The following is a 13,823-nucleotide window of genomic DNA, read 5'->3' on the forward strand; positions in this document are numbered from 1 at the left end:
TATGTCTATGAACGTATTTTCTTGTTTTTATACCACTTTCATTCCCAAAGCGGGTGCAAAAGTAATCATTATTTTTTTCCTAACAAGCTTTTTTAAAATTATTTTTTAAAAATTATTTTGAAAATATTACTTTATAAACTTATCAAGAACTTCTGACCCTTAGCGGGGTGCAAATATATATAATATTCATATCTAATTCCAAATAATTTTAAAGCCTTTTTAACTTTATTTTGTAAACAACTGAAAACCTTTCGCTTTGCTTAGAACATTAAAGATTTTATTATAATTAATTTTTGATTTTATAGACTATTAAAAAAACTTACAAAATATAAATAGCACATATCTATTAAGTAAAAAACTTTAATTTAAATTATTATCTACTTTTTTCATAATATGTATAGTTTAGATAGAAAGTATTTTTTAAATCTACTATATTTGCCTCTTTTAAAATTTAGCGAATGATAAAGATTACTTTACCTGATGGTTCGGTTAGGGAGTTCGTACATGGTTCGACTCCGATAGATGTTGCAAAAAGCATCAGTGAAGGATTAGCGCGAAATGTTATTTCGGCAGCTTTTAATGGTGCAACTATAGAAACTTCGACGGAATTGACAACCGACGGTTCCCTTATATTATATACTTGGAATGATAAAGAAGGTAAAAAAGCTTTTTGGCACTCTACTTCTCACGTTATGGCTCAGGTTTTGGAGGAAAAATACCATGGTATTAAATTGACGCTTGGACCTGCAATTGATAATGGGTTTTATTATGACGTTGATTTTGGCGACAACAAAATAAATGACGCCGATTTTAAAGCTATCGAAGATAGAGTTTTAGAAATTTCTAGAGAAAAGCATGAATTCAAAATGCGAGCGGTTTCAAAAGCTGAAGCTTTGGAATTATATAAAGGTAACGAATACAAGACTGAGTTGATTTCAAACCTAGAAGACGGGACAATTACCTTTTGTGATCATGCTAATTTCTTTGATTTGTGTCGTGGTGGACATATTCCGAATACTGGGATTATTAAAGCTATGAAAATCATGAGCGTTGCCGGAGCTTATTGGCGTGGTGATGAGAAGAACAAACAGTTAACTCGTGTTTACGGAATTTCATTTCCTAAGCTAAAAGATTTGACTGACTACCTAGAACTATTAGAAGAAGCAAAACGTCGAGACCATAGAAAACTAGGAAAAGAACTTGATTTGTTTGCTTTTTCGCAAAAGGTTGGTCAGGGCTTACCTTTATGGTTACCAAAAGGTGCTGCTTTGAGAGATCGATTAGAGCAATTTTTAAAAAAAGCACAAAAAAAAGCTGGATATGAACAAGTTGTTACTCCACACATCGGTCAAAAAGAGCTTTATGTAACTTCTGGACATTATGCAAAATATGGCGCTGACAGTTTTCAACCAATAACTACGCCGGCTGAAGGTGAGGAGTTTCTATTGAAACCTATGAATTGTCCTCATCACTGTGAAATTTACAACACTAAACCTTGGTCTTACAAAGATTTACCAAAGCGTTATGCGGAATTTGGAACCGTATATAGATATGAGCAAAGTGGAGAATTACACGGATTGACACGTGTTAGAGGATTTACTCAAGATGATGCCCATATTTTCTGTACACCAGATCAATTGGATAATGAGTTTAAAAAAGTAATTGACCTTGTATTATATGTATTTGGTTCGTTGGGTTTTGAAAACTTTACCGCTCAAATATCATTACGCGATAAAGAAAATAGAGATAAATATATAGGAAGCGATGAGAATTGGGAAAAAGCTGAAAATGCAATTATTAATGCTGCTGCAGATAAAGGTTTAAATACTGTAATTGAATATGGTGAAGCTGCTTTCTACGGTCCAAAATTGGATTTCATGGTAAAAGATGCTCTAGGAAGAAGTTGGCAACTGGGAACTATTCAGGTTGATTATAACTTACCGGAACGTTTTGAATTAACCTATAAAGGTGCAGATGACAAATTACACCGACCAGTTATGATTCACAGAGCACCTTTTGGTTCGATGGAGCGTTTTATAGCCATTTTACTAGAACATACCGCAGGAAACTTCCCGCTTTGGTTGATGCCAGAACAGGCTATTATATTGTCTTTGAGTGAGAAATATGAAAATTATGCTAAAAAAGTTTTAGAATTGCTAGAAAATCACGAAATTCGCGCCCTAATTGATAATCGCAACGAGACTATTGGCAAAAAAATCAGAGAGGCTGAAATACAAAAAATGCCATACATGCTTATAGTTGGTGAGGAAGAAGAGAAAAATGGAACCATTTCTGTTCGCAGTCGTGGTCAAGAAGGAAAAGGTAATGTAACCGTTACAATTGAGGAATTTGCCAAAATTGTAAATGAAGAAATTGCCAAAACATTAAAAACATTTGAAGTTTAACTAAAATAATAAAGTCATAGCAATAAGAAGCAACAGAGGTTATCAACCTCGAGTAGAGAAAACAGCAGCCCACCGAATAAATAATTTAATTCGAGGCGTAGATGAAGTTCGTTTAGTAGGCGAAAATATTGAACCAGGTGTCTTCAAGTTTAGTGAAGCTATTCGGTTAGCCGAACAATTTGAGGTAGATTTAGTTGAAATTTCTCCTAATGCGGTTCCTCCGGTTTGTAAATTGATGGATTATGGTAAATTTATTTACCAACAAAAAAAACGTGATAAAGAGTTAAAAGCTAAATCAACCCAAATAATTATAAAGGAAATTCGTTTTGGTCCTCAAACTGATGAGCACGATTATGAATTTAAAAGAAAAAACGCCGAAAAATTCCTCAAAGAAGGAGCTAAATTAAAAGCATTTGTTTTTTTTAAGGGAAGATCTATTATTTACAAGGAACAAGGTCAAATCTTATTGTTAAGACTTGCACAAGATCTTGAAGAATATGGAAAAGTTGAAGCGTTACCAGTATTAGAAGGAAAGAGGATGATTATGTTCATTGCTCCAAAGAAAAAAAGTAAGTAAGTTGAATTAAATAAACTAGGAAAAAATGCCTAAAATGAAAACAAAATCCAGTGCTAAGAAGCGATTCAAAGTAACTGGCTCTGGAAAAATCAAGAGAAAACACGCTTTTAAAAGTCACATATTGACTAAAAAATCGAAAAAGCGTAAATTAGCTTTAACTCATTCTGCTTTGGTTCACCCAACAGATGAGAAAAGCATCAAACAACAATTAAGGATAATCTAGTAGTCAGTGAACAGGAGCAGTTGGCAGTTTTTATACTGTAAACTGAGACTGAAAACCGTAAACTTTTACCTTTAGGTTAAAACAATTTTAATAACCTTGGAGTGTGGCCATTAAAGTTCCCTTGATTAAATTCGGGACGCCAACTACAAAAAAAACAGAAAAATTATGCCAAGATCAGTAAATTCAGTTGCTAAAAGAGCAAGAAGAAAAAAGATAATGAAGCAAGCCAAAGGTTTCTTTGGTAGACGTAAAAACGTTTGGACAGTTGCAAAAAACGCAGTAGAAAAAGCGATGGTTTATGCTTATCGCGATAGAAAGCAAAATAAGAGAAATTTCCGTTCTTTATGGATTCAACGTATCAACGCTGGAGCTCGTTTAGAAGGAATGTCTTATTCGCAATTTATGGGATTAGTTAAGAAAAACGGTATCGAATTAAATCGTAAAGTATTAGCTGATTTAGCAATGAATCACCCAGAAGCTTTTAAAGCTGTTGTGAAAAAAGTGAAATAAAAACGTTTGTACAACCTTGATTTAACTTACTTACTAAACATAAAATCGTCTCAAAATAAGAGACGATTTTTTTTTAACATATCTTTTATAACATAACCTGTAGTGTTTAACTATTTTTAACGAAAATTTAATATATGAAAAAAATTGTCCAACTAACTTTCTTTCTAGTTGCATTTATGTCTCAAGCTCAAACAAATCTAACGGAAAAAAAACAAGATACACAGGGTTACAGCTATGAAATTGTCAAGAATGATAAAACAGGCACAAGAATTTATACTTTAAAAAATGGTTTAAAAGTATATTTAGCTCAAAATACAGATGAGCCACGAATTCAAACTTACATTCCAGTGAGAACAGGTTCTAATAACGATCCTGCAGACAATACTGGACTTGCACATTATCTTGAGCATATGGTTTTTAAAGGAACAAGTAAAATAGGAACTCAAAATTGGGAAACTGAAAAAAAACTTATCGCTCAAATTTCTGATTTGTATGAAAAACATAAAGCAGAAACCGATCCTGACAAAAAGATAGCCATTTACAAGCAAATTGATGAAGTTTCACAAGAAGCATCGAAATACTCTGTTGCCAACGAATATGATAAACTTATATCGTCTCTAGGCGCTAGAGGAACCAATGCGTTTACAAATCTTTATGCTACAGTGTACCAAAATAACATTCCAAATAATGAATTGGAAAAATGGATGATGGTTGAAAAGGAGCGTTTCTCAGAATTAGTTTTGCGCCTATTCCACACAGAATTGGAAGCAGTTTATGAAGAGTTTAATCGTTCGCAAGACAATGATGGCCGTTTAGTTAATTTTGAATTAATGGCTGCTTTATTTCCTGATACGCCTTATGGAACACAAACAACCATAGGAAAATCAGAGCACTTGAAAAATCCATCAATGGTTGCCATTCACAATTATTTTGATACTTATTATGTGCCCAATAATATGGCTGTAGTTCTAGTTGGCGACTTGGATTTTGATAAAACCATTAAAATGGTTGATCAATATTTTGGCGCTTTTCAATATAAAGAACTTCCAGTAAAAAATGACAAGGTAGAAAAACCAATGACTAATATTGTCTCTCGCGAAGTAAAAAGCCCTACAGCAGAAAGATTAAACATCGCTTGGAGAACTTCGGGAACTGGAACAAAAGAGGCAATTCTAGCTGACATGACATCTGAAATTCTAAGCAATGCTGGCGGTGTTGGTTTAATTGATATCAATATTGAGCAAAATCAATTAGCACTAAATGCTTCGGGCTTTTCCACTACCTTTGATAAATACGGATATTTTGGATTGACGTTAACAACTAAAGAAGGTCAAACTTTAGAACAAGGAAGAGATTTATTGCTTTCGCAAATTGAAAAATTGAAAAAAGGAGATTTTGACGAGTCATTAATTCAAGCTACTATCAACAATAGAAAACTTGATATAATGAAAACTTTCGAAACTACTAATGGCTTAGCAAGTGCCATGCACTTAAGTTTTACACAAGGTAGAAGTTGGGAACAGACATTATCAGAAATTAATGAATTTTCAAAAATCACCAAAGATGACATTGTAAAATTTGCAAATGATTTCTTCAAAGACAATTATGTAATTGTATACAAGAGAAAAGGTATCAACGACAAATTAGTTCGCGTTTCTAACCCAAAAATCACTCCTATTCAATTAAATAGAGAGGCACAATCTGAATTTTATAAAGACTTTGCTACATTAACCTCAAGCGAATTGACACCAGTTTTTGTTGATTTTAAAAAAGAAATTCAAACCAAAAAAGTTAAAAACACCAATATTAGCTTTGTTAAAAACACGACCAATTCCATTTCAAATCTGTATTATATTTTCAAAATGGGTACAGACCACAATAAGAAATTGTCTTTAGCAATGGGAATGTTAGACTATTTTGGAACAGATAAATTAAGTGCAGAAGAAGTAAAGAAAGAGTTTTATAAATTGGGAGTGTCCTACTCTGTGACGGCTGGAAATGACATCAGCTATATAACACTTACAGGCTTAGAAAGCAACTTACCAAAAGGTATTGCATTGTTAGAAATCTTAATGGCAAATGTAAAACCAGACCAAGAAGCTTACAATAAACAAGTAACTTCAATTTTAAATAATAGACAAAATGCTAAAAAACGTAAAGAAAGTATTCTCAACGCATTAGTAAACTATGCCAGATATGGCAAAGAATCTCGCTTTAGAGATATTATTTCAGAAAAAGAAATGAAAGAAATGAAAGCTACTGAAATGACCGATATTATCAAAGGATTGAACAGTTACGAACATGAAATTTTCTTTTATGGAAGCGATTTAAGTCCCATTTTAAAAGCACTAGAAAAAAATCACAACCTAAATGCAAATAAAGCAATACCAACGCCAAAAGTATATGTTGAAGCAGAAACAAATAATGTGGTCTATTTTGCAAATTATGACATGGTACAAACTGAAATGACAAGAGTTGCCAAAGGAGCTAAATTCAATATGGATTTAGCAGGAACAGTAAATGTTTTTAACTCTTATTTCGGATCAGGATTATCATCCATTGTGTTTCAGGAGATTCGTGAGTCAAAGTCATTGGCCTATTCTGCTGGAGCAAGTTATAGAATGGCCAATGATAAAAACTTAAACGATTATATGCAAGTCACAATTGGAACACAAGCAAACAAACTACCAGAAGCAGTAGATGCTATTTCAGTTTTATTATCTGATATGCCAAAGATTGAAAAACAATTTAATAATGCAAAAGAGTCAAGTTTGAAACAAATTGCATCAAGTAGAATAATCAAAACAAATATTTTCTTCAATCAAATGAACTTAAAAAAACTTGGCTTTGATTACGATGTTCGAAAGGATACGTACAAAAACATTCAAAATCTAACGCTAGATGCAACAAATGATTTTTTCAATAAAGAAGTAAAAACTAAAAAATACAACACCGCCATTATTGGAAAAAAAGAAAGTCTTGACTTTGAAGCGTTAAAAAAACTCGGCGACATCCAAGAGGTAACTTTAGAAGAAATTTTTAACTACTAAAAAGTAGGTTTCAATAAACTTATAAAAGGTCTCAACGAAAGTTGAGGCTTTTTAGTTTTTACTAAATTCGTTAAAAAAATCACAACATAAATTAAATGATACCAATTATAATTATTTTAGACAACCTTTAAAAACCAAATTAAAACATTATAAATGACGACAAAACTCAAACTCACAACTATTTTATCATTAGTATGTCTACTAACCTTTAGCACAAACTTTGCGCAAGAAAAATCTGAAAAGAAAAAGAAAAATAAAAAAGAAAGTGCTGAAGTTGCTAAAAAAGACTCAATTAAAGATAAGAAAGCAGCCAAAGTTACGATCAAAGATAAAGTAAAAGGTAGTAAAAAAATTGAAGGTTTGTTTACGATATACCAAGATACAGTAACGGGAAGCATGCAACTTCTAATTAAAAAAAACCAATTGGAAAAAGAATTTATCTACCAAAGCTTTTCTATTAATGGTCCGACAGAGCTATTTTTAAATCAAAGTATGCATCGCAATACTAATGTGATCACGATTAAAAAAGCAAATGATAAAATTGAATTTGGCTTAGTCAATACAAATTTTTATTACGATAAAAATAATCCTGTTAGCAAAACCGCAAATACCGATATTGCTGAAGCTATTTTCCTAGCAGAAAAAGTAATTGCGCAAGATAGTACAAGCTATTTAATTGCAGCTGATGGTCTGTTTCTGAGCGAAAAACTAGATCCTGTAAAGCCCACAACACCGCCAGGAATGCAACCTGGCGCAATGTTTAACCTAGGGAATTTTAATGCTGCTAAATCAAAATATCACAACGTTCGTTCTTTTCCTAATAACACAGATGTAATTGTAGACCTTGCTTATGACAATCCTAATCCGTTAAATGGTGGTGATGCTTCTATAACAGATGCCAGATATGTTCGCGTTCGAATGCAACATACTTTTTTAGAAATGCCAATTAATAATTTTAAATCAAGAAGAGATGATCCTCGCGTTGGCTATTTTGGACAAACTATTGATGATAAAACGAGTTTAAAAGCAGCACCTTATAAAGACATCATTAACCGATGGTATTTGACTAAAAAAGATCCATCGTTGGCCATTAGTGAACCAGTTGAACCTATCGTTTGGTGGATTGAAAATACCACACCTCTTGAATACAGACAAACTATAATGGAAGCAGGAAATCGTTGGAACCAAGCATTTGAAAAAGCGGGTTTTAAAAATGCTATTGTTATGAAAATTCAGCCCGATGTAGTGGATTGGGACGCAGCCGACGTTCGTTATAACGTAATTCGTTGGGTATCGTCTTCCAGCGCTAGTTACGGTGCAATTGGTCCTAGTTTTGCAAACCCAAGAACTGGTCAAATATTGGGTGCAGATATAACAGTTGAATGGGAATCAGGAAGCTTCTCTCCTATTTATAATGAGTTATTCTCTGCAGCAGCTGTTCAAAATCAGGACAATTTAGCAACTCATTTTCACAAAGATGGAAAAGCATGTACCATGGCCAACGAATTGAAAAATCAATTTTTAGCAGGCACAACTTTAGTAGAAACTGGTAATGAAGACCCAAAAACAATTCTCAAAGTACATAAAGAGTTTTTATACTATTTAATGCTCCATGAAATGGGTCATACTTTAGGACTAAATCACAATATGAAATCAAGTCAAATGCTTGCGCCATCGGAACTTCACAATACTGAAATTACTGAAAAAATTGGTCTAATAGGTTCAGTAATGGATTATCCTGCTATAAACCTTTCTTTAGACAGAACAAAGCAAGGTAATTATTATACGACAAAACCTGGACCTTATGATTTATGGGCTATCGAATATGGCTACAAAGAATTTGACGAAAAATCAGAAGAAGTCGAATTGAATAAAATTCTTAGTCGCAGTTCGGAACCAAGTTTAGCTTTTGGTAATGATGCCGACGATATGCGCTCTCCAGGTTCAGGAATTGACCCTAGAGTCATGATAAATGATTTAAGCAGTGATGCTATCGGTAATGCTGAGGAAAGATTTAAAATCGTTAACAACGTCATGCTAAAACTTAAAGATAAGTACAGTAAAAATGGCGAAAATTATGCTGAATTAAGAAATAGATTTGGAATTTTGAATGGCCAAAGAAGAAATATGTATGCTGTCGTTAGCAGATATGTGGGCGGCGTTTTTGTAGATAGAAGTTATGTTGGACAAAACACAACCCAAAAACCATTTACGCCTGTATCAAAAGAACAACAAAAAAGAGCCATTGAAGTTTTAAATAAATATGCTTTCGCACCAAATGCTTTCAATGCAGACGTTGCTTTATACCCGTATTTACAATTACAAAGACGCGGATTTAATTTTGGCGGAACTACAGAAGATCCAAAACTAAATGATATTTATTTATCAATGCAAATGGCAGCTCTTTCACACGTAATACATCCAAGAACGCTGTTACGATTATCAAATACAAATTTATATGGCAATTCCTATTCAGTAACCGAAATGATGAGTGATTTAGTGAATGGAATTTTTAAAGCTGATTTAACCACAAAAGTAAATATGCAACGTCAATACCTACAAACTAATTTTGTAAAAGGAGTTATAGACATTGCAAATGTTAATGACCCAAAAAATAGATACGACGATATTTCAAGAGCTGCTGCTCGTCAAACATTAAAGAAAATAAAAGTACTATTAACAACAGCGGTATCTGCAGATGAAGCAACGAAGGCACATCGAAATTATATCCTATTTTTAATTGATAATGCGCTGGCCATAAAATGAAAAATTTAAGCCCTTTTTAAAACACTAAATCCCAGCTAAAAACTGGGATTTAATTTTTTATGAAGGTACAAGTTATAAAAATACCACTTCATTTTCTCCATCAAAACTAGCAAAAACCATGCTCGGATGAGAATCTTGGTGATACATATTTCCTTTATTATCAATGGCAATTGCTCCAGCAAATCCGTCAAAAGGTTTTAGTTCTGCAAATGTTTTTTCAAATGCTTGTTCCAACGTAAAACCATCGGTAACACGTGTAACTATTTTAGCGGCAACCGCACCGCTCACAATGTCTTCGCCAACTCCTGTTAAACTAACACCACAAAATTCGTTGCAATAATTTCCGGCGACAGTCGCCGAGTCGGAAACGCGTCCAACGATTTCAAAACCTTTACCACCAGTTGAAGTAGCGACAGCAATTCTCCCTTTATTATCTAAAGCTACACAACCTACAGTTCCCATACCAAATGATTTTATTTTAGCCTCATATTCTGCTCTTCGTTGTGGAATTTCAGTTGAAAATGGCTCAAAACCATTTTTCCTTGCAAAATTAGTTGCGCCTTCTCCACTCAATATTCTATCGTCAACAGTCATTAACACTTTGGCCACTTGAATGGGGTTTTTTACTTCTTCAATATTAATCACACCACTCATTTTCATGGTAGTGGCATCCATCAGTGATGCACTCATCCTTATTTTGCCATCGCTTTGAATTTGCGAACCAATTCCTGCATTGAACAGCGCATCGTCTTCTAAAAGCGATGTGGCATAAACCACTGTTTCCACTGCCGAATGTTTTTCTAAATAAGCAAAAGAGTCTTTCACAATTCTAAGTAAAGCTAGTTGTTTTGCTACCTTAGTTTCAACATTAGTTGATGACTCAGAAAAAAATCCACCGTGTATAATTATTTTTGACATAAGGTAAAGTAAAAAAAAACAGATTAGAGAAAATTTAAAATTGATATAATTTCTATAATCTGTTTTCCAAAATTATTTGTTGAGTTTAACCAAGTATTAAACGTATTGAGAACTTTTTATCGTCATTTTAAATGTGTCTAAATCAAAAGTGTCATTTTTGCTCATTACATGCGTAACTAAATGATTGATAGAAACTGGCTGTCCTAATTCTACTTGCGTTAAATTAGTATCTTTTATTTCTCTACCGTCAACTAAAATGACTAATCCAGAACCAAGCGCTTCCATCTGTCTTCCATTAGTAATCAATAATCCGGTATCTTCACCTAGACCAATTCCCAATACTTTTGGATTGCCAACAACAGCTTGAAATAATCGTCCAATTCGTCCTCGTTGTACAAAATGTGTGTCAATAATTACATCGTCAATCAGTCCAAGACCTGAGGTAATTTTGACTTCTCCTTTCAATAAAGCTTCATGACTACTACCTTGATAAATCATGCTATTTGAAGCTGCGGCTGCACCAGCAGAAGTTCCAGCGTAAACAAAATCTTCAGTACGGTATTTTTTAATTAAAATATCATCAAATGGTGTTCCTCCTAATATAGAGGTCAATCGCAATTGATCGCCACCAGTAAACATTACAACATCTGCTGCTAGTAGTCTATCCAAGATTTGATCTTCCGATGCTTGTTCTCGTCGCTCAATATGAATAACATCCACATTATTTGCTCCTAAATAATTAAACGCTTTCACATATTCAGGACCAATTTCACGTGGAATTTTTGAAGCGGTTGTTATAACCTCGATTCTTGATAATTCTTTTTTCTTTGATTCTTTAATAATGCGTTTCAAAATACCTTCCTCAAAGAAGTTCAAATTTTTTGAAGCACTTTTGTCTAAATCAGTTTCAGTGAAACTGCCTTTATCTACAGCACCACCTATTATAATAAGTTTTCCTTGTATATTCATGTTGGTAAAAATAACAAAAACTGAAAACCTACCATCTTTTTTTTACATTTTTGGTGTAAATTTATCAACGAGTTATCAAAAAGTAGCAAATCGAAATTGTACTATATTTGTACTATGGAAAGTAACAAAACACGCATCAATAAATTTCTTTCAGAGTCGGGATTTTGTTCTCGTCGCGAAGCCGATAAATTATTGGAAGAAGGACGAATTACCATTAATGGCGTTGTACCAGAAATGGGCACTAAAGTAGCAATGGATGATGAAGTGCGTGTAGATGGAAAATTAGTTCGTGAAAAAACCGAAAAACCAGTTTACTTAGCTTTCAATAAACCTGTTGGAATTGAATGTACTACCAACCAAAATGTTAGAGATAATATTGTAGATTATATCAATTATCCAAAACGTATTTTCCCAATAGGACGATTGGATAAAGCCAGTGAAGGACTAATTTTCATGACAAATGATGGTGATATCGTCAACAAGATTTTGCGTGCGAGAAACAATCACGAAAAAGAATATGTTGTTACCGTTAATCGTCCAATTACGGATAGATTTATCGAAAAAATGAGTAATGGAATTCCTATTTTAGATACGATAACACGAAAATGCAAAGTGGAACAAATCAGCAAATTTGTATTTAAAATTATTTTGACACAAGGATTGAATCGTCAAATTAGAAGAATGTGTGAATACCTGGATTATGAAGTTACTGCTTTAAAACGTACCCGAATAATAAATATTTCACTCGATGTACATGTAGGTCGTTATAGAGATTTAACCGATGATGAAATAAAGCAACTGAATAAACTTATTGAACCTTCGAGTAAAACAGAAGAAGCAAGTTTGCCAAAAATAAATTTAGTTGGAAGTCGGAAGTTGGAAGATGGAAGAAAAAATGAAAAGTCTACAAAATTGGCGCCTAGAATTAAAAGAAATCTTAGACCCTAATTAAAAAATGCTAAAAACCATTTTATTTATCGCTATTGGCGGTGCAATTGGCAGTGTACTCCGATTTTTGACGACTGTTTTAGTGTCAAAATTTTATTCCAATCACTTTCCGTTAGCTACTTTTATGGTAAATGTTATAGGTTGTTTTCTTATTGGGATTTTAATGGGTTTTTTAACAAAAAACGCATTGGATAATAGCAATTTAAAATACTTTTTAGTAACCGGATTTTGCGGTGGCTTCACCACTTTTTCTGCCTTTGGTATCGAAAATGTAACGCTGTTACAAAATAACAATACAATCCTTGCTTTTGCCTATATGGCAGTCAGTATACTGCTAAGTCTTTTTGCGGTTTGGTTAGGGCTATTCGTTGCCAAATAAAAACAAAAATTGGTGTTAAGCTGTGCTATCTGTGACCTATTTTTAGTACTTTCGCTTCCTATGAAAAAAGAAGAAATAATAGCTATTCAAAATCTATTAACATCACCCAAAAAAATCGCCATCATTCCACACCGAAGTCCAGATGGTGACGCCATGGGATCAACCTTGGCGTTGTATCATTTTTTAATAAAATTAAATCAACAACCAGTTGTGATAGCACCAAACGATTTTCCAAACTTTTTAGCTTGGTTGCCTGGTTCTGACAAGGTTTTGATTTATGAAAATGATAAAATTAATTGTGCAAAAATACTGCAAGAATCAGAAATTATTTTCACCTTAGATTTTAATGCATTGCATCGAACAGGCGAAATGGAACACGTACTAAATAAACTAACAGTTCCAATGATTATGATTGATCATCATCAAAAACCTGATAATTATGCTACTTACACTTATTCAGATACACTAATTGGTTCAACCTGCGAAATGATTTACAACTTCATTTCCTTTTTAGATAAAACAGCGTTAATCGATAAAACTATTGCCACTTGTATCTACACGGGAATTACTACCGATTCAGGTTCGTTTAGGTTCCCTTCAACCACAAGTACAACACACCGAATTGTAGCCGATTTGATTGATATTGGCATCGAAAACAGCAATATCCACAACCAGCTTTTTGATAATAATTCTTATAATCGATTACAGCTTTTAGGTCGTGCCTTGCAAAACATGAAAGTTTTACCACAATATAAAACTTCCTACATAACGCTTTCGCAAAAAGAATTGGATGAATTTCACTATGAAAAAGGAGATACAGAAGGAATTGTAAATTATGGGTTAACGATAAAAGGAATAAATTTTACCGCAATCTTTATCGAACACCATCCCGAAACATCGGGAGAGAATATTATCAAAATATCGTTTCGTTCTCAAGGTGATTTTGATGTCAATCAATTTGCACGCGAACATTTTAATGGTGGTGGACACATAAATGCTGCCGGAGGAAAATCATACTTGAGTATGAAAGAAACAATCAATAAATTTGAAACATTAATATCAAAATCAAATCTTTAAG

11 protein-coding genes are annotated in these 13,823 nt (G+C 33.3%); 9 read left to right on the forward strand and 2 right to left on the reverse strand.

What is annotated here, in order from left to right; genetic code table 11:
- The first annotated feature begins 458 nt into the window (after positions 1-458).
- The 6 genes from thrS (at position 459) to WFZ85_RS04455 (ending at position 9,531) form a co-directional block, all read left to right on the forward strand.
- Entirely contained in the window at positions 459-2,405 is a 1,947-nt protein-coding gene (thrS, locus tag WFZ85_RS04430; RefSeq protein WP_342695077.1) for a threonine--tRNA ligase, read from the forward strand.
- Between the two features lie 76 nt (positions 2,406-2,481).
- On the forward strand, positions 2,482-2,982 hold the full coding sequence (infC, locus tag WFZ85_RS04435; protein WP_342695252.1) for a translation initiation factor IF-3: 501 nt from the start codon (positions 2,482-2,484) through the stop codon (positions 2,980-2,982).
- Positions 2,983-3,007: 25 nt separating this feature from the next.
- The gene (gene rpmI, locus WFZ85_RS04440) at positions 3,008-3,205 is read left to right on the forward strand and encodes a 50S ribosomal protein L35 (protein ID WP_136151968.1); all 198 of its coding nucleotides are present in this window, start codon (positions 3,008-3,010) and stop codon (positions 3,203-3,205) included.
- Positions 3,206-3,370: 165 nt separating this feature from the next.
- Positions 3,371-3,715, forward strand: coding sequence for a 50S ribosomal protein L20 (gene rplT, locus WFZ85_RS04445; RefSeq protein WP_298120274.1), 345 nt, complete (start codon positions 3,371-3,373; stop codon positions 3,713-3,715).
- A gap of 134 nt (positions 3,716-3,849) precedes the next feature.
- Positions 3,850-6,765, forward strand: coding sequence for a M16 family metallopeptidase (locus WFZ85_RS04450; RefSeq protein ID WP_342695078.1), 2,916 nt, complete (start codon positions 3,850-3,852; stop codon positions 6,763-6,765).
- A 153-nt stretch (positions 6,766-6,918) separates the two neighbouring features.
- The gene (locus WFZ85_RS04455; RefSeq protein WP_342695079.1) at positions 6,919-9,531 is read left to right on the forward strand and encodes a zinc-dependent metalloprotease; all 2,613 of its coding nucleotides are present in this window, start codon (positions 6,919-6,921) and stop codon (positions 9,529-9,531) included.
- A gap of 72 nt (positions 9,532-9,603) precedes the next feature.
- On the opposite strand, the gene WFZ85_RS04460 is transcribed toward WFZ85_RS04455, so the two are convergent.
- Both WFZ85_RS04460 and WFZ85_RS04465 read right to left on the reverse strand, forming a co-directional pair.
- Complete coding sequence (locus WFZ85_RS04460) at positions 9,604-10,449, reverse strand: isoaspartyl peptidase/L-asparaginase (protein ID WP_342695080.1); 846 nt, start codon at positions 10,447-10,449, stop codon at positions 9,604-9,606.
- Between the two features lie 96 nt (positions 10,450-10,545).
- Positions 10,546-11,418, reverse strand: a complete 873-nt coding sequence (locus WFZ85_RS04465) for a cyanophycinase (RefSeq protein ID WP_342695081.1) — start codon at positions 11,416-11,418, stop codon at positions 10,546-10,548.
- Between the two features lie 114 nt (positions 11,419-11,532).
- Here WFZ85_RS04465 and rluF point away from each other — a divergent pair, with 114 nt between their 5' ends.
- The 3 genes from rluF to WFZ85_RS04480 are packed head-to-tail and all read left to right on the forward strand — an operon-like array spanning position 11,533 to position 13,822.
- Positions 11,533-12,366: a 23S rRNA pseudouridine(2604) synthase RluF gene (gene rluF / locus WFZ85_RS04470; RefSeq protein ID WP_342695082.1), complete on the forward strand. Its 834-nt coding sequence runs from the start codon at positions 11,533-11,535 to the stop codon at positions 12,364-12,366.
- Positions 12,367-12,373: 7 nt separating this feature from the next.
- Complete coding sequence (gene crcB, locus WFZ85_RS04475; protein ID WP_342695083.1) at positions 12,374-12,745, forward strand: fluoride efflux transporter CrcB; 372 nt, start codon at positions 12,374-12,376, stop codon at positions 12,743-12,745.
- A gap of 60 nt (positions 12,746-12,805) precedes the next feature.
- A complete protein-coding gene (locus tag WFZ85_RS04480; RefSeq protein WP_342695084.1) occupies positions 12,806-13,822 on the forward strand; it encodes a DHH family phosphoesterase in 1,017 nt (338 codons plus the stop codon).
- Position 13,823 lies beyond the last annotated feature (1 nt).

The sequence above is a fragment of the Flavobacterium aureirubrum genome (genome assembly GCF_038739835.1).
GTDB lineage: Bacteria > Bacteroidota > Bacteroidia > Flavobacteriales > Flavobacteriaceae > Flavobacterium > Flavobacterium aureirubrum.